Source organism: Streptomyces kronopolitis, from assembly GCF_050953795.1.
GTDB classification, from domain to species: domain Bacteria; phylum Actinomycetota; class Actinomycetes; order Streptomycetales; family Streptomycetaceae; genus Streptomyces; species Streptomyces kronopolitis_A.
Genome location: NZ_CP191850.1, coordinates 6,214,872 through 6,231,734, shown reverse-complemented (window position 1 = coordinate 6,231,734; position 16,863 = coordinate 6,214,872). Strand labels below are relative to the sequence as shown.

Below are 16,863 nucleotides of genomic sequence, written 5' to 3'. Positions count from 1 at the left end.
TGTACTGCCCGCACGGGAGTATCGGGTGGTACAGCGACGGGGGCCGGCGTCACCGCCGCCTTCCCCAAGGGCGCGGCGGGTGTCCCGGCTCCCGGCAGGGGGATCGGGCCCGGGACAGCTGGGGGCCGGTCATCGGCCACGCGTGCCGGGTCGGCAACAACAGGCGCCGACGCCCCGATGACCGGTGCCGACTCCCCGGCAACCGACACCGGCGCTGGGGCAACCGGCGTGCGCGCAGTGGCAGCCGACGGCGAAGGTCCGGGCGCGGCCGAGGGGGCCCTCCCCTTGCCCACCGCCCGCACCCGGCGCACCGGCAAACCGGCCGCTCGCGGCGCCGACATCAACGCGGGCCGCACCGACTCCCGCACCCTGACCACCGGTGGAGACGACCCCGACGGCACAGACCCGGCGGAAGAAGCCGAGGCCGACGAGGCCGACGACACACGCTGCACGTCCACGGACCGCTTCGACACCCGGCGTGCCGGCCCCGTACCGCCCCCGGCGAACGAGCCGCCCCCGCTCCTCTCACCGAACGCTCCCGCCTCCCCCTCGGGCTCCTCCCCGCCCCGCGCCGCCACCGGCAGTCGCAGAGCCGGCAGGTCGAGCCCGACCGGGGCCCCCACACCGCTTGCCGGGAGGGGGGTGAGGACGCCGTGGAGCATCCCGGCGGGTGCCGAGGCGCGTACGTCGTGGCCGAGTTCGCCTCCGAAGGACGGATCGCGGTGCGCGCTCAGCGACGCGGCGAAACCGGCCTCCGAGACGGTACGGGGCACTCCCAGGACCCGCTGGACGGGAGGCAGGGCAGCCCAGCTCCCCGCCCGGCCGCTCCGCCGGTCATCCCCCCTCGCCCGGATCCCGTCGCTCCCGGCGGTGTCCGCCTGCGCCCCGGACTCCGGCTCCTGCGCACGCTCCGCGCCCCGCGCACCCCGCGGCCCCCGCAGCCACCCCAACACGCCCATCCCCCGTCACTGCTTCCCTTCGGCCCGCTCGACCAAGGCCGCGCTCTGCGCCACGTACGCGCGCCGGTCGGCATGTTCGAGGTCGAGAATGTCGTCCAGCCCCCAGTGGAAGTGGTAGGCCAGATAGGCGACTTCCTCCTCGATGCGACCGGCCGCGTACGTCACGATTCCCCCAGGCGGCTCCCGGCCAGCTCCACCTCGAAGGACTCCTCGCAACGCGGGCAGGCCACGGCGGCACGGGTGTGCCCCTCGGCGTTGATCTGCCGGTAGAAGTCCTGCAGAAAGGCCAGGTCGGAGGCGAACATGTTCTCCACCGTGCCGTCGTGGACGGACCCGAGCGTGCCGAGCCGGGTGATGACCCGGCCGAGCAGCACGACCGACAGATATGCCGGGTTCTCGCGTACGCGCACATCCCGCAGCGGAATCAATTCGTCCCGCGCCGTCGCCAGACGCATCGCGCCATTTCGGTGGACGGTGCCGGACTCGTCGACGAATCCGCGCGGCAGCTCGAACTCGAACTCCGTCCGCAACGGTTCACGCACCGCCGCAGGGGACGCGGCCGCCGTGCCCGCCGTCTCCGGCGTCCGTGCGGCGTCCGCGGTCTGTGCCGTATTCGCCGGGGCGGCCATCCGCGCTCCCGGGCCTGCGCGCCGCATTATTCGATGACCAGCTCTTCGAAGACGATGGTGACCTGCTCGGTCAGTGCGGCCGCGTCGCCCGCCTTGACCCCGCTGGTCTCCACCTTGCTGCACCAGGCATTGCGCATGTTGTAACGCTTCACCGGGTTGTTCTGGTAGTCCATCATCATGATGGTGGCGTTCTTGCGGGCGGAACCCATGTCACCCGCGATGGACTTGTTGATCCATTCGCTGAACGCGGAGCTCTCCGTCATACCGCGGGTCACCGTGCACTCGCCGGCCTTCTTCGTGCCGGGCATCTTCTTCACCACGGGCTTTCCGGCCGCCGATACCTGCTGGTATTCGATGACGTCCTGCTCCATGGTCAGGCCGCTGACCTCCTGCAGGTATTCGACCATGACACCGTCGATCTGCAGGCCGAAATTGTGTGTGGCAATTGCATCGCCGGGCTGAAAGGCCACGAGAGTTCACTCCTGTTGCGGTAAGGGTGCCGATAGGAAAGGGCGAGGGACGAGAGGGAGGGTTACTCCTCCAGCTCTCCGCCGCCTCCGGAGAACTGCGCCAGTCGGAAGACCACGAACTCGGCGGGCTTGACCGGCGCGATACCGATCTCGCAGATGACTCTTCCCAGGTCGACGGACTCGACGGGGTTGACCTCCGCGTCACACTTCACATAGAAGGCGTCCTCGGGCCGCTGGCCGAACAGTGCGCCCGAGCGCCACTCGTTGACCAGGAAGGCCGAGATGTTGCGCCGGATACGGGCCCACAGCGCCTCGTCGTTCGGCTCGAACACCACCCACTGCGTCCCGATGAGGATCGACTCTTCGAGGTAGTTGAAGTAGCGCCGGACGTTCAGGTAGCGCCACGCCGGATCGGATGCCAGGGTCCGCGCGCCCCACACCCGGATTCCGCGTCCGGGGAAGGACCGGATGCAGTTCACACCGACCGGGTTGAGCAGATCCTGCTCACCGCGGGTGATCTGCAATTCCAGGTCGACCGCCCCGCGGACGACCTCATTGGCCGGCGCCTTGTGGACACCCCGCTCGGAGTCGTTGCGGGCCCAGACGCCCGCCATGTGGCCGGACGGCGGGACCACGCGCGACTGGCCGGAGGTCGGGTCGAAGACCTTGAGCCAGGGGTAATAGAGCGCGGCGTAGCGGGAGTCGTAACCGGCGGTCTCCTGGCGCCACTTACGGATGTCGCGGGCGTTCAGCGAGGGCGGCGGGTCGAGGACGGCCATCCGGTCGCCCATCAGCTCGCAGTGCGCGATGAGCCCGAGCTGGACGGCCTTGACCTGCTCCTCGTCGATGAGGCCCTGCTGGTAGCAGGCCATCAGGTCCGGCACGGCGACCATGTTGACCTCGTCGAGCGCCTCCAGGCCGCCGAAGCCGGTGCGGTCCGCGGAGTCGCCGATGAACCGGCCGGAGTCCAGCCGCTCGACGGCGCCGCGCGCGGCGGGGGCGGCGGGCGCCGGGGCGGGTGGGGCCAGCGTGACGCTCTGGGCGTCCGGCTTCGCCAGCTGCGCGGCCGCCACGGCCTCTTCGACGACGATCGCCTTGGACCGCTGCTTGACCTGCGCGACGACGTAGTTCCGGGCGCTCTTCTTCGCACTGACGTCGAAGCTCTCGACGACCTTCTCGCCGTCCTTGACGACGAGCTTGAAGCGGTCGGCGCCGCCCTCGCCCTCGGGCTCCTGCACCTCGACGGTGAGCGCACCGCCCGGGGCGGAACCGGGCGCGAGGGCGGCGACCTTGAAGGTGCCCAGCGCCACCGGCTCCCCGGCGGTCAGTGCCCTGGGCGCCGCTTCCGGGGCCCCGGCGGACTGCGGGCCGTCGGCGGCGCCCCCCACGCGCACGACGTATGCCGCCGTGCCGCCGTTGTTGAAGAAGCCGTACACGGAATGCGCCAGGTAGTAGCCGTCCGTGAATTCACCGAAGGCCGCGACGTACTGGGACCAGTTCGTCACCAGCGTCGGCTCGTTCAGCGGGCCGGTGGGCGCCAGTCCGACGAAGGCCGCGACGGATGTTCCCACCCCCTCGATGGGCCGGGATCCGCTGGCGACCTCCTCGACGTATACGCCGGGCGACAGGTAATTGGGCATGGAACGTTGCTCCTAGTCGGCATGGGGGTGGTACGTGATGGCGGCGCGTCGGCGCTCAGGTGGAAACGTCGTAGGAGATGTTTTCCTCGGCGATCCGCGCCGACTTCGGCAGCATGGCCTGCGGCCTCAGCAAGTGCTTCAGGAGGTAATGCATCAAGGCCTCGCCGCTCATGCCCTTCAAGCTGTCCGCCAGCTTCGGATTGCTCTGCTCGAAGCGCGCGATCTCCATCACGGCGCGTTCGGTGAGACCGGGGATGATGTCGGGGCCGTGCAGGACGTTCTGGAAGAGCCGTTCCTTGTACGAAACGGCCTTCCCTTCGTCGTCGTAGTAGCTCTGTCTGCTTTCCTCATCGCCCCGCACCTGCGGAATGACGAGGGAGGATGCCGCGCGTTCGGTGTCCGGGCGGCCGGCCATGGCGACGAAGTCCTCCGCCTCGATGGCGCCGATGCCCAGGGTGAATTTGCGGACGGGCCGGGTGTGGGTGTCCGGGTCCTTGAGGTCGCGCGTGGGCAGCGTCGAGACCGTGTCGGCCCGGTTCTCCCTGGTCGACCAGATCTCGGGGTACTCACGCTGGGCGAAGTCGGAGAGCATCACCCAGCCGCTGCTGAGCAGACCCGACTCCTGGAGGGGAAGATGGACGCACGCGGACGTGTCGACCGCGTCGTCCGGGTCCTTGGCGAAGCGGGTGCCGCGGAACGCGTCGGGTGCCTCGATGACGAAGAAGACGAATCCGGTATTGGCGAGTCCCGCCTCGTCATAGGCCGTCGTGTTGTGCGCGAATACCGGCTTTTCCAGCTCCAGCTTCGTCTTCGCCTGCACGGCGCCGTCGGTGAGCATGGCCCGTGCGCGTTTGCTCGGGGTGTAGTGGTGCAATTCGGCGCCCAGCAGCGCCTGCCGCAGCTTCTGGCGCACCGGCTCCATCCACGCGGGCTCCGTGCGCTCCTTCGCGAAGAACTTCTTCTGCCCCCGCTCCCTGTTCTCCGACCGCATGGACGCCAGGTTGCGCTGCGAGAGTTCGGCGACGTAGCTCTGCCCGGTCAGGCCGAGCGCGCCGGTACTGTGCGCGAAGTCCGGGGAGTTCCAGAGAAGTCCCTCCTCGGTCATCAGCTCGTACGGGCCGTCCTCGTCGGCGGTGGCGCGGATCAGCCGGGACAGCCGCGCGGACTGCCGCTCCATCTCCCCCTCGACGGCCTTCCGCAGCTGCGGCAGCTGCTCCTGGTCGCCGTGCCGGTGCAGCAGGTCGGCGATCTCCCCGAGGAGGTGCAGCCGCTCCTTCGGGCGCTGGTCTCTCAGTGCGTCGTAGGCCTCGATGCGCTGCTGGAGGTCGGTGTCGGCGCACGGCTCGGCCAGCTGCCCGGCCAGGGGCCCCACCGCCACCCGCTGTACGGAGGCGTCGTGGCCGGTCACCGCGGGCCCGGCCGGCTCCGACGGCCCCGTCCTGCGCTGCACGGGCGCGGTGCTGTTCATCGCCCGTGAGGCGTTCGCCTCCGCCTCCCGCTCGAAGCGGTCGGCGGGGTCGGAGACCCTGGTCCCGTCGCCGCGGTCGGTGCCCGCGACCGGCCCGGAGCGCTGCTGGAGGACATGGGTCAGCTCATGGGCGAGCATGTGGCGGCCGGCCGCCGAGGCGCCGTCGTAGCGCCCCCGCTGGAAGACGATGTGCGCACCGGACGTGTACGCGTGGGCCTGGACCGCGGCGGCCGACTCGTGGGCCGCGGCGTCCGTGTGGACGCGCACGTCGGAGAAGTCGGCGCCGAGGCGGGACTCCATGTCGGTCCGCACCGATTCGTCGAGCGCGCGGCCGGGGGTGCGCAGCACGTCCTCGACGGGCGAGCGCTGCACGGACGGTGCGGGGTGTTGGCAGCCCGCACCGTGCCGGTGCTGGTCGTCGGCCGCCAGGGCGGCCGAGAACGCCGCGTTGCCCGCGGTCCGCTGGAGGACGGCGACGGCCTCCGGGGCGAGATGTCCGGCCCCGCCGGCCGCGGCCGTCCGGGCCGCCGCGTCCGTGGTCGTGCGCGCGGCGGGGGCCGCTTGTCCCTGTTCGCGTCCGGACTCCGGCCGCCGGTCATGCGACCGCATGACATTCCCCCGTCCCGCTCACTGCCGACCCGCGCTGGTCACCGCCGGCCACGTGCTCCCGTTCGTACGCTGTCGATCCTCGCGCCCGGGCGGGCCCCGGTGTAGAGACGAACGGGCGCCGGCGGGGGCAGAGCGGGCTGCCCGTTCGGTCACCAAGGGGCCGTCGGGCCGGTGGCCGGGGCCGGCGGGGTCCCGCCCGAAGGCGGCCTGAGCTGCGATGTCCCGGGTGCCGGGGTGGCGTTTCGCCGCTCCGGCCCAAGAGTCCCCGCCCCCTTGGCCGACCGTCAGGACACCGGGCTCTGCCCCCCGTTCTGCCCTCGCGGACACTGCCCCGTGCCCGCCGGGCGGGTTGACTGCCCGGGTGAGTATGTGGACTTCACTGGAACCGGCCGGGATCACCGTTGACCCGGGTGCCGCCGCGAGCGTACGGCTGCGCATCCGCAACACGGGCGACACCGTCGAGGAGTACCGGCTGCGGCCGGTGGGCGACCCCGCGGGGTGGACGCGGGTGGAGCCGGAGGTGCTGCGGCTGTACCCGGGGGCCGAGGGCACCGCGCAGGTCACGTTCGAGCCCCCGCGGACCCCGGACGCGGTGGCCGGGCCGACGCCGTTCGGCATCCGCGTCGAGCCGGCCGAGCATCCGGAGCTCCGCGATGTGGTCGAGGGCCAGGTCACGGTCGGTCCGTTCACCGAACTCCGCTGCGAGCTGGTCCCGTTGGCCGTGCGCGGCCGGTGGCGCGCCAAGGCGGCGGTCGCCGTCGACAACCTCGGCAACCAGCCGCTGACGGTCTCGCTGTCCGGCCGGGAGAACGGTGACGCCCTCAGCGTCGAGGCGCAGCCGAGCTCGGTGCAGGTCGCCCCGGGCCGCGCCGCCTTCGCGCAGCTGCGGATCCGCCCCGGTACGGTCAGCTGGATCGGCGGCAGCAACAAGCACCCCTTCACCGTCTCCGCGCTGCGCGCGGGCGTGCCGGAGCCCACGGAGCTGCACGGCACCTACCTCCAGCTGTCCGTGCTGCCGCGCTGGGCGATGGCGTTGTGTTCGCTGCTGATGGCGGCGGTGCTGGCGTTCGTGGTGCTGTGGTTCACGGCCCAGCCCTCGGTGACCACCGCCGCGAAGGAGAAGGCCGGCCAGGCCGCCCGCCCGATCGAACCTCCCAAGAAGCCTGCGCCCCCGGCGCCGTCCGAGCAGCCCTCACAGGCCGCGTCGCCCACGCAGGAGCCCGAGAACAAGGCGCCCGAGGGCGGCGACGAGAAGAAGGACGAGGGTCCGCAGGCGCAGACGCTCCGCAGCGCCGCGGGCGGCGGCTGGTACCTCCAGGTCAACCAGGGGAATCAGGCCGACGGCACGCAGGTCGGCCAGAACCCCAAGTGGACGGGTGACGAGTTCGGCCGCAACCAGTGGTGGGTCCTCCATCACTTCCCCGAGAACAACACCGTCGCCCTGGAGGCGGCCGGCGCCCCGGGCAGCGTCGTCGACGTGAAGGACAACACCAACGAGGTCCAGATCGAGGCGGTCTCCGCGGAGGACCTCGGTTCGGGCAAGCTGCCCCCGAACCAGAAGTGGCGGCTGGAGGACACGAACGACGGCCGCACCCGCGTCATCAACACGGCCAACAACGAGTGCCTCACCGATATGCAGAACGACAAGGGCGCGATCACCTGGGCGTGCAGCGACGGTCCCGACGAGCGGCAGGACTGGAAGATCGCCGACGGGCAGTGAGCGCGTGCGCTCAGCTCCCTCCGCGGCGGCCCGTCGCGGAGGCGAAGCCCAGCCAGGTGTGCCGGTTGCCGGCCCAGCACCAGCCGACCTTGGGGGCGCCTCGGCGCACGCGGCCGTCCCGTCCGGTGCCGTTGCTGATCCAGACCGCCGGGGTGCGGGCGTCGAGGGCGCCGTCTGCCTTGCGCAGGCGTGAGCCGATGGTCATGAAGCAGTGGTTGCGGGCCAGGACGGCGGGCTGTTGCAGCACCCAGTGGATGCCCTCGGTGAGCAGCAGCGGGGTACGGGCCCGGGCGGTGAGGACGGGCAGCGCCTCGTTCGGGCTCCGGTTGGCCAGCTCGTCGCCGCGGTCGGGGCCGGTGACGAGGTAGAGCGGCGTGTCCGGCAGCGCGAGGGTGTCGAGCGGCGCGAAGCGGTCGACGTCCTGCATGTCGGTGACGACGAAGCCCGGTGTGCCCTCGCGGCGCAGCAGCGGCGCGAGGGCGGAGGCCGGGGCGCGGTCCGGGTGGACGGCGAGCAGGGCGCCGGCGCGCCCGCCGCCCGCGGGAGCCTCGGCGGCCCCGGCGGTATCGGCTGTCTCAGTTGGCTCGGCTGCCTCGGCTGCCTCGGCTGCCTCGGCTGCCTCGGCGAAAGCGTGCAGGTCGGCGGCGGACAGTCCGGCTATCGTGTGCACTCCCCGCTCGACCAGGAGCGCGGCCTGCGTGCGCAGTGCCGGGAGGGCGGGGAGAGCGGCGGGGGTGGCGGTGGGCGTGGACTCGTGCACGATGCTCCCAGGGGCGTCGGCGTGAACGGGCTCAGGGCCAACGAGCCGCCCGGCCGAAACATTCCCGGCCCGGCCGACTCGCCCCTCCCCCGCGCCTCAGTCCCACAACGGCGACGCGTCCGGCACCAGCCGCCCCATCTTGCGGTACTCGCGCCGCGCGCCGGCCCGGATGTCCTCGGCCGACACCGGCGCGCCACGGCCCGCGGCGAGATATCCCGCGGTCACCGCCGCCGACCGGATCGCCCCGCCGGACAGCTCGAACTCCTCGGCGCAGGCCTCCAGCCCGAGGTCGTCCGCGCACGGGGTGGCCGTCAGGCAGGACCGCCACAGCGCGATCCGCTGCTCGGCGTCCGGGAACGGGAAGTCGACCACCAGGTCCAGCCGCCGGTTGAAGGCATCATCGATGTTGGCCCGCAGGTTGGTGGTGAGCACGGCGATCCCGTCGAACGCCTCCAGCCGCTGGAGCAGATACGCGCTCTCCAGGTTCGCGTAGCGGTCGTGAGAGCTCTTGACCTCCGAGCGCTTGCCGAAGACGGCGTCGGCCTCGTCGAAAAGCAGCAGGGCGTCCGTGCGGTCCGCCTCGGAGAAGATCCGCTCCAGGTTCTTCTCCGTCTCCCCCACATACTTGTCCACCACCGCGGACAGCTCCACCACGTAGAGGTCCAGGCCCAGTTCCCCGGCCACGACCTCGGCGGAGAGCGTCTTTCCGGTGCCGGACTCCCCGGCGAACAGGCCCACCACGCCCCTGCCGCGCCCGCCGCCGGTGCGCAACCCCCACGCGCCGAGCACCTGCTCACGGTGGCGGGCCCGCTGCACCAGCTCGTGCAGCAGCTCCAGGGGTTCGGGCGGCAGGACCAGCCCGTCGAAGCCGACGGCGGGCCGCACCCGCCGGGCGTGCCGGTCCAGCAGCGGGGCGGACTGCTGGCGCGCGCTGCGCTGGACGTGGGCGGCGGTCAGCGGCGTCCCGTCGAAGGCGGCGAGGGCGGTGGCCGCGCGGGCCGCGCGGCGGATCTGCCCGGCGCCCAGCCGGTAGGGCGCCACGGCCGCGCCGAGGTCGAATGCGGCTTCCACGGACCCGAGTTCGCGGCGCCACACCTCGGACGGTGCCACCGCGCCGTGCGGCGCGTCCAGCGCGAGCAGCCCCGCCTCGGGCGCCCATCCGGGGTCGTACGGCTCGCTCCCCAGGAACACCACCGGCGCCTCCCGGCCCGCCAGTGCGCGGACGAGCCCTCCGGGCCGCTCCGGCAGCGGTCCCACGACGAGCGCCGCGCACCGCAACCGTGCCTCCCGCAGCAGCGCGACCGGCGGCCCCGCACCACCGTCCGGGCCGCTCTCCGGCCGGTACCGCAGCACGGGCAGGCCGGTGCCCCGCAGCGCGTCGCACACCGGCCCGGCGGCGGTACCGGGACGGCGCTCCCGCAGATACGCGGCGAGCGGCCGCTGCCCCGCGAGGGCCGCCAGCCGCCCGAAGAACGCCTGCCCGTCGCCGTCCCTGCCCTGACCGGACCCCTCGCCGGGCGGCAGCAACTCCACGCCTTCGACGGCCAGTTCCGGGTCGATCCCCTCGTCCCCCAGCAGATGGGCCACCACCCGCTCCGGCACCCGCAGCGCTCGGCCGGGCAGCGGCCGGTCCTCGTCCTCGACGACGAGCAGCCCACCGGCGCGCAGGGGCGCGGCGGGGTGGAAGCGGGCGCGCGCCGACGGCTCGTGCGGGCCGGTGCCGGCCAGGTCCAGCGCCAGGGCGACGGTGGCGCGGCGGCGCCCGACATCGTCGTTGAGGTAGCCGTAGAGCGGCTCGAAGCTGCGGTCCACATCGGGGGCGAGCGCGGCCAGGAGGAGGGCGAGGTCCAGGGCGGACAGCCCGAACTGCCGGGCGAGCAGCCCGGACCGGTCCGGCGTCCCCTCGTCCGCCGGTCCCGCACCCGCCTCGTCGTCGGGCTCCTTCGGCGTGGCGAACTCCACGGGCCGCGCGGCCAGTTGCCGGGCCGTCTCAGGGGTCACGTACAGCCCCCGCAGCGGATCCGAGGCCGTGGGGTCGCCGGCGCTGCGCCGCTCGACGAGTCCGGCCACCCGCTCCCGCAGCCGCGCCAGCCGCCCGAGCAGCGCACCGCTCGGGTCCTCGCCCACCGCGGTGCCGGCCCGCAGCGTCGTCTCGCTCACCGCTCACCCGCACGGGGACGCGTCCCGGACGGCTCGGCCTCCGTGGCCGGCCGGAGCATGCGGAGTCGGGAGTCGTCCGGCGTGCCGTCCACGCCGCGGACGACCACCGCCGCTCCCTGTGTGACCGGGGGCGCCACCTCGTACGTGGGCGTGACCGGGAAGGGCACGGTGATCACCACGTCCAGGGACGGCTTGAGTTCGCCGCCGAGCGCGGACCAGATGTCGGCGATCGAGCGTGACTCGGGAGGCGGCACCGCGACCGTGAGCGGGAGTGTCGCCTCCAGTGCCCGCAGTGCCTCCGTCAGTGCCTCCGGGGGCAGAGTTTCCTGCCCGAGCAGGCAGCCCAGCGCGGCCGACAGCAGCCGGTGCTCGTCCTCGGGGCGGCTGGTCCAGGCCGTGACCAGGTAGGACAGCCGGAACCAGCGCGGCGGCTGACGTCTGCGCACCACCACGCCGCGGGCGTCCCGCTCCGCGATCGCCCCGCGCTCGCGGCGGGCCACGTCCTCGCGTATGTCGTAGAGATATGCGTTGAGCGTGGGGGTGTTGCGCCGCGCCGCCCAGTCCCGGCTCGGCGCCTCGAACGCGACGTCCCCCGCCCCGTCCGGCAGCGCACCGCGGCGCAGCACCCGCCGCAGCGCCTCGTCGACCTCGTGCATCATGCCCGCTCCCCCGTCCGCGGGCGGGCGTGCGCGACGCCTGCCGTCTTCCCTGCTTCCGCAGCCGCTCCGGAGCGCATCAGATGTATCCCTCTCGTAGTGCGTAGGCGACGGCGTGCGCGCGATTGCGCAGGTGCAGCCGCGTCATCAGGCCGTGCAGCACGTTCTTGACGGTACGTTCGGAGTAGGCGAGCTTCTCGGAAATCTGCCGGGTGTCCAGCCCCTCGGCGATGAGCCGCAGCACATCGACCTCGCGCGCGGCCATGCCGAGCGCCGGCATCAGCCCGACCGAGGTGGAGGCCACCGCGGACCGCCGGAGCCGGCCCATCTGGGCGAGCAGCGTGCTGATCAGGTCCGGCGGCAGATGGCCCTCACCGCGTGCCGCGCTCTGCACCGCCCGTAACAGCCGCCGCGGGGTGGCCTGGTGGTGCCAGAGAATGGCCCGTACGCCGTACTCTACGGCGGTCAGCAGGTCCTGCTCGCGCAGCTCACGCGCGATCAGCACCACCCGCTGTTCGCCACCGCGCACCAGGCGCCGCAGCTCGGCCGCGGCGGACTCGTCGAACCGGTCGACGAGCGTGACGGCCACGGCCCCGGCCGTCTCCCCTCTCGCCCCGTCACCCCGTTCCCCGTCCGTCAGGCCGCCCTGGTACGGGACGACCTCGACGGAGGGCTCCAGTTGCAGATGACTGACCACGCCGGCCCGGCTGATCGGGTCGGAGGCGTACACGGTCACCGTGACACGTTTCTGGGGCATGGGCGTTCCTCATCTCGTCCCCCTCTGGCAGATAGCCGCAGAGTGCCTGAAGGCGATCAACAATCACTTACCGGACGATCAACGCGCCCCGGCACCGCGCCCGCCGGAGGCTGCGGACCGGCCCGGCGCCCGATCACCTTCCCCGGCAGGCAAGCACTTGCCTGGGCGGAAAACGCTGAGTACTTTCTTCTCAGGCAAGTGCTTCCGCTTGCCCTCCCCCACGTCCCGGAGGTGGCCCATGCCCCAGGAACCCGACGCCGAGCAGGCGGCCCGCGCGCTGGCGGACGTCCAGCACCGGCGCAGCCAGGCGATTGCGGCCCAGCGCCCGCCCCGGTGGTTCGCGCTCGTCTGGGGTGCCGACCTCTTCTTGACCTTCGCCACACCGGAGTTGCTGCCCCTGCTCCACCTGGAGCGGTGGGCCGCCTGGTGGATGGGGATCCTCGGGCCCTTGACCGCGGTGCTGCTCCTCGGCCGGTTCACCCGCCGGGGACGCACCCTGTTCGGTCTGCCGCCGGAGCTGCGGCCCCGGGGCTTCCTGCCCGTGGGGAAGCCGGCGCCCGGGCAGGGCTCCCCCTGGACCGGATTCCTCCTCGTGGTGGGCGCGGTGGGCGTCGCGAGTCTGGTGAGCGCCTGGCTGCTGTCGTACGTTCCCGGCTGGCGGCTGCTGTTGGGGCTGGCGCTGGGGCTGTCGGTGGCGTTCCCGTCGCCCCGCCGGTTCGACTGGCTCCAGCGGCTGAGCAGGAACGGCGCCCACGCGTGACCACTGGCGAGTTCGACGCCTTGCTGCTCGACCCCACCCGGCTGTCGATCACGGCGCTGCTGGCCGCCACCCGGTGGGCCGAGTTCAAGTTCGTCCGCGACGCGTTGAGCCTGTCGGATTCGGCCCTGTCCAAGCAGATCAGCACGCTGAGCAAGCGCGAGTACGTCGAGGTCAAGAAGGGCCACGTGGGCAAGGTCCCGCGCACCTGGCTGAACCTCAGCCGCACCGGTCATCTCGCCCTGCAGGCCCACCTCGCGGCCCTGCAGGACGTCGCCGACCGCTCGGCGCGGCACATTCCCGACGCGGAGCACACCGACGGCTGAGCCGGGGGGCGCCGCAACGTCAGGCGCTCAGTGGCCGCACCCCCCGCGCCTCCCCCTCACCCCGTCGTCTCCTCCTCCGGTGTCAGCACCACGAACTCCGCGCCCGCGGGGTCCGTGCAGACGGCGAGGCGGCCGACGCCCTCGACGGTCTGTGGGCCCATCGACAGGACGCCGCCGTTGCCCGTCACCAGGCCGGCGGTGGCATCGCAGTCCCGCGAGGCGAACACCGGGTGCCAATACGGCGTTCCGCCGCGGCCGAGGAAATCGGCCGCCACCTCCATGAGGCCGCCGTGCGTCCGGTCCTCGCCGCGGTTCGCCGGGGTGAGCAGGGTGTAGGTGCCGCCACCGCCGGGGAGCGGCATGTCCCGGGTGGACCAGCCGAACACCGTGGAGTAGAAGGTCTGCGCGGCGGCCGCGTCGGTGGTGTACAACTCGGTCCAGCACAGCGTGCCGGGGAGGTCAGCGGCTTGTAGGCCCGGGTCCTTCAGGGGCTGCCAGACGGCGAATCGGGCCCCCTGCGGGTCGGTGAACAGGGCGAACCATCCGTCGTCCGCGCCGACTTCGACGGGGGCCACCCGCACGGCGCCGCCGGCCCGCTCCACCGCCCTGGCCGTGGCGTCCGCGTCGGGGGTGTGGAAGTAGAGCGTCCAGGCGGAGCGGGCGCCGTCCTCGGTGAGGGGACCCACCGCGCCGACGGCGCTGCCGTCGAGCCGGAAGAGGGTGTAGCCGCCGGCCTCCTGGCCGCCCCGCGACGCGGACTGCCAGCCGAACACGGCGCGGTAGAACGCCGCGGCGACCTCGACGTCGGGGGCGCCGAGATCGAGCCAGCAGGGGGAGCCGGGGACGGGGTCGGTAGTGATCATGGCGATTCCCTTCGCGGATCCTCTCTGCTGTTCAGCCTGACATCCGGCACTGACACCCGCCCGTCGGCCGGGCCGGGCCCCGGTCCCGCTCACCGGGTCGGCACAAGGTCGAGAAGGGGGCCGGAGCGTGGTTCAGCTCCGCTCCCGGTACAGCTCCTTGGCGATGATCGAGCGCTGCACCTCCGTGGCACCTTCGTAGATGCGCGGCGCACGGACCTCCCGGTAGAGGTGTTCCAGCAGGTGGCCGCGGCGCAGCGCGCGGGCGCCGTGGATCTGCACGGCCGCGTCGACGACGTACTGGGCGGTCTCGGTCGCCAGCAGTTTGGCCATGGCCGAACGGCGCGCGATGTCCGGGGCCCCGGTGTCGTACGCGGAGGCCGCCGCGTACACCAGGAGCCGGGCGGACTCGACCCGGGTGGCCATCTCGGCGAGCTGGTGGCCGACGGACTGGAGGTCCTTCAGCGGGCCGCCGAACGCGGTGCGCGCGCCGGCGTGTGCCAGTGCCGCGTCCAGGGCGGCCTGCGCCATGCCGACCGCGAAGGCGCCCACGCTGGGCCGGAAGAGATTCAGCGTGCCCATCGCCACGGCGAACCCCGCGTCCACCTCCCCCAGGACGTCGGCCCTGGTCACCGGTGTGCCGTCGAAGACGAGGGTGCCGATGGGGTGCGGGCTGAGCATGTCCAGGCGCTCGCCGGTCAGTCCGGGGCGGTCGGCGGGGACGAGGAAGGCGGTGACGCCGCGGGCGCCGGCGCCGCCGCCCGTGCGGGCGAAGACGGTGGCGAAGTCGGCCTCGGGGGCGTTGGAGATCCAGCACTTCTCGCCGGTCAGCCGCCAACCGTCCGGCCCGTCCGGCTCGGCGGCCAGCGACAGCGCCGCGGCGTCCGAGCCGGCGCCCGGCTCGCTGAGCGCGAAGGCCGCGACCGCCCGGCCCGCGCCGACCTCCGGCAGCCAGCGCGCACGCTGCGCCGCCGTCCCCGACTGCACGACCGGATAGGCCCCCAGCCCCTGGAGCGCCAGCGCGGTCTCCGCCTCCGTGCACTCCTGCGCGAGGGATTCCCGCAGCAGGCACAGGTCCAGGGCGCGCAGGGCGCCGTCGGCGGGGAACAGGCGCCGCAGCAGGCCCAGTTCGCCGAGGGCGGCGACGAGCGGGCGGTTGACCCGGCCCTCGGTGCCCTTCTCCGCCAGCGGCCGCAGCCGTTCGGCGGTGAGCGCCCGCAGTTCGGCACACCACGTGCGCTCATCCGGTCCCAGCGCGAATACGGTCACGAGGCGGCTCCCTGGTAACGGTCCTCTATCGCGGTCTGTTGACTGCCGTCACGAACACGTTACGCTGACGAAGGATCCGAACGGCAGTACCCGACCGCGGAACGAGCGGTCACCCGAGCCTTCCCACCGGTTCCGTACCGGCCTCCACAGTCCCCCCTCCCACCCCCGGCCGCCCGTCGGCCACCCGCCCAAGGGGGCACCCGCCATGGAGCTACGGCCCTCGGCGCACGCCGACACCTTCGCGCGCGACCGGCTGCCACCGCCCGAGCAGTGGCCACACCTCACCGATCTGGGCTACCCCGACCGCCTGAACTGCGGCGCCGAGCTGCTGGACGGCACCATCGCCCGGCTCGGCCCCGACCGCCCCGCGATCCGTGACGCCGACGGGCCGGTATGGACGTACGGCGGGCTGCGGGACCGGGTCGACGCCATCGCCCACGCCCTCACCGGCCCGCTGGGCGTACGGCCCGGCAACCGCGTACTGCTGCGCGGCCCCACCACACCGTGGCTGGCCGCCTGCTGGCTCGCCGTGATGAAGGCGGGGGCGGTGGCGGTGACCGTGCTGGCCGCGCAGCGCCCCGAGGAGCTGGCCACGATCTGCGACCTCGCCCGGGTGCGGTTCGCGCTGTGCGACGTCCGCGCGGTCGACGATCTCGCCGAGGCAGGCGTCCCGGAGCTGCGGATCACCCCCTTCGGCGGGGACGGCCCGGACGACCTGCGGCAGCTCGCCCGGCCGGGCGGGGCGCCGTATCCGGCGGTGCCGACCGCGGCCGACGACGTCGCGCTGATCGCCTTCACCTCGGGCACCACCGGGCGCCCCAAGGGCTGTATGCACTTCCACCGCGATGTGCTCGCCATCGCGGACACCTTCTCGGCACAGGTGCTGCGCCCCGAGCCGGACGACGTGTTCGCCGGCAGCCCGCCGCTCGGCTTCACCTTCGGCCTCGGCGGGCTGGTCATCTTCCCGCTGCGGGCCGGCGCCTCGGCCTATCTCGCCGACTGGGGCGGCCCGGAGCGGCTGCTCGGCGACATCGCCGCGCACCGCATCTCGGTACTGTTCACCGCGCCGACCGCCTATCGCGCGATGCTCCCCAAGCTCGCCGGGCACGACGTCTCCTCCCTGCGCCGCTGCGTCTCGGCCGGCGAGAACCTCTCCGCCGCGACCTGGCAGGCCTGGCACGAGGCGACCGGCCTGCGGATCATCAACGGCATCGGCGCCACGGAGCTGCTGCACATCTTCATCTCGGCCGCCGACGAGGCGATCCGTCCCGGCACGACCGGCTTGCCGGTCCCCGGCTTCCAGGCCCGGGTGGTGGACGCGGCCGGCACCCCGTTGCCGGACGGCGAGCCGGGACTGCTGGCCGTCCGCGGGCCGACCGGCTGCCGCTACCTCGCGGACGCCCGGCAGACCGAGTACGTCCGCGACGGCTGGAACATCACCGGCGACACCTACGTCCGCGAACCCGACGGCTACTTCCGCTATGTCGCCCGCGCAGACGACATGATCATCTCGGCCGGCTACAACATCGCGGGGCCGGAGGTGGAGGACGCGCTGCTGCGGCACCCCGATGTGACCGAGGCGGCGGTGGTCGGCCGGGCCGACGAGCACCGCGGACAGGTGGTCGTCGCCCATGTCGTCCTGCGGGCCGGAGTCGCCCCCGACGACGGGACCGTGGCGGCCCTGCGCGCCTTCACCAAGACCCGGATCGCGCCCTACAAGTGCCCGCGCGAGATCGTCTTCCACCCCTCCCTGCCGCGCACCCCGACCGGCAAGCTCCAGCGCTTCCGGCTGCGCGACCCCCGCCGGGGCGCCCTAGAGTGAC

Annotated in this window: 15 protein-coding genes; 4 read left to right on the top strand and 11 right to left on the bottom strand. The window is 73.2% G+C overall.

Going from position 1 to position 16,863, the window contains the following annotated elements; all coding sequences use genetic code 11:
- Nucleotides 1-965 precede the first annotated feature (965 nt).
- The 5 genes from ACQP17_RS27585 to ACQP17_RS27565 all read right to left on the bottom strand — a co-directional run bounded on the left by ACQP17_RS27585 (nt 966) and on the right by ACQP17_RS27565 (nt 5,775).
- The gene (locus tag ACQP17_RS27585; RefSeq protein WP_189096418.1) at nt 966-1,124 is read right to left on the bottom strand and encodes a DUF6760 family protein; all 159 of its coding nucleotides are present in this window, start codon (nt 1,122-1,124) and stop codon (nt 966-968) included.
- Nucleotides 1,121-1,615 carry a hypothetical protein gene (locus tag ACQP17_RS27580; protein ID WP_433858671.1) on the bottom strand — a complete coding sequence of 165 codons (495 nt, stop codon included), beginning with the start codon at nt 1,613-1,615 and terminating at the stop codon, nt 1,121-1,123. The genes ACQP17_RS27585 and ACQP17_RS27580 overlap by 4 nt, the downstream gene beginning before the upstream one ends.
- Entirely contained in the window at nt 1,615-2,058 is a 444-nt protein-coding gene (locus ACQP17_RS27575; protein WP_189096416.1) for a phage tail protein, read from the bottom strand. The genes ACQP17_RS27580 and ACQP17_RS27575 overlap by 1 nt, the downstream gene beginning before the upstream one ends.
- A 62-nt stretch (nt 2,059-2,120) precedes the next feature.
- Nucleotides 2,121-3,698, bottom strand: coding sequence for a phage tail sheath subtilisin-like domain-containing protein (locus tag ACQP17_RS27570; protein WP_433858670.1), 1,578 nt, complete (start codon nt 3,696-3,698; stop codon nt 2,121-2,123).
- Between the two features lie 55 nt (nt 3,699-3,753).
- Nucleotides 3,754-5,775, bottom strand: coding sequence for an eCIS core domain-containing protein (locus ACQP17_RS27565; RefSeq protein ID WP_433858669.1), 2,022 nt, complete (start codon nt 5,773-5,775; stop codon nt 3,754-3,756).
- A 361-nt stretch (nt 5,776-6,136) separates the two neighbouring features.
- On the opposite strand from ACQP17_RS27565, the gene ACQP17_RS27560 reads away from it, so the two are divergent.
- On the top strand, nt 6,137-7,495 hold the full coding sequence (locus tag ACQP17_RS27560) for an RICIN domain-containing protein (RefSeq protein WP_433858668.1): 1,359 nt from the start codon (nt 6,137-6,139) through the stop codon (nt 7,493-7,495).
- 10 nt (nt 7,496-7,505) lie between these two features.
- Here the strand turns inward: ACQP17_RS27560 and ACQP17_RS27555 are convergent, their stop codons facing one another.
- The 4 genes from ACQP17_RS27555 to ACQP17_RS27540 form a co-directional block, all read right to left on the bottom strand.
- Complete coding sequence (locus ACQP17_RS27555; RefSeq protein WP_433858667.1) at nt 7,506-8,255, bottom strand: DUF5701 family protein; 750 nt, start codon at nt 8,253-8,255, stop codon at nt 7,506-7,508.
- 96 nt (nt 8,256-8,351) lie between these two features.
- Nucleotides 8,352-10,415, bottom strand: a complete 2,064-nt coding sequence (locus ACQP17_RS27550) for an ATP-binding protein (protein WP_433858666.1) — start codon at nt 10,413-10,415, stop codon at nt 8,352-8,354.
- The gene (locus ACQP17_RS27545) at nt 10,412-11,074 is read right to left on the bottom strand and encodes a DUF4255 domain-containing protein (protein WP_433858665.1); all 663 of its coding nucleotides are present in this window, start codon (nt 11,072-11,074) and stop codon (nt 10,412-10,414) included. Before ACQP17_RS27545 ends, ACQP17_RS27550 begins: the two co-directional genes overlap by 4 nt.
- 76 nt (nt 11,075-11,150) lie before the next feature.
- Nucleotides 11,151-11,828, bottom strand: coding sequence for a LuxR C-terminal-related transcriptional regulator (locus ACQP17_RS27540; RefSeq protein ID WP_433858664.1), 678 nt, complete (start codon nt 11,826-11,828; stop codon nt 11,151-11,153).
- Between the two features lie 238 nt (nt 11,829-12,066).
- Here ACQP17_RS27540 and ACQP17_RS27535 point away from each other — a divergent pair, with 238 nt between their 5' ends.
- Nucleotides 12,067-12,588: a hypothetical protein gene (locus tag ACQP17_RS27535; RefSeq protein ID WP_433858663.1), complete on the top strand. Its 522-nt coding sequence runs from the start codon at nt 12,067-12,069 to the stop codon at nt 12,586-12,588.
- The gene (locus ACQP17_RS27530) at nt 12,585-12,911 is read left to right on the top strand and encodes a transcriptional regulator (RefSeq protein WP_433858662.1); all 327 of its coding nucleotides are present in this window, start codon (nt 12,585-12,587) and stop codon (nt 12,909-12,911) included. Before ACQP17_RS27535 ends, ACQP17_RS27530 begins: the two co-directional genes overlap by 4 nt.
- A gap of 56 nt (nt 12,912-12,967) precedes the next feature.
- On the opposite strand, the gene ACQP17_RS27525 is transcribed toward ACQP17_RS27530, so the two are convergent.
- Nucleotides 12,968-13,774 (bottom strand): VOC family protein, encoded by an 807-nt coding sequence (locus ACQP17_RS27525; protein WP_433858661.1) that lies wholly within the window; start codon nt 13,772-13,774, stop codon nt 12,968-12,970.
- 132 nt (nt 13,775-13,906) lie between these two features.
- Nucleotides 13,907-15,040, bottom strand: a complete 1,134-nt coding sequence (locus ACQP17_RS27520; protein WP_433858660.1) for an acyl-CoA dehydrogenase family protein — start codon at nt 15,038-15,040, stop codon at nt 13,907-13,909.
- Nucleotides 15,041-15,245: 205 nt separating this feature from the next.
- Here ACQP17_RS27520 and ACQP17_RS27515 point away from each other — a divergent pair, with 205 nt between their 5' ends.
- The gene (locus tag ACQP17_RS27515) at nt 15,246-16,862 is read left to right on the top strand and encodes an AMP-binding protein (protein WP_433858659.1); all 1,617 of its coding nucleotides are present in this window, start codon (nt 15,246-15,248) and stop codon (nt 16,860-16,862) included.
- Nucleotide 16,863: the final 1 nt, after the last annotated feature.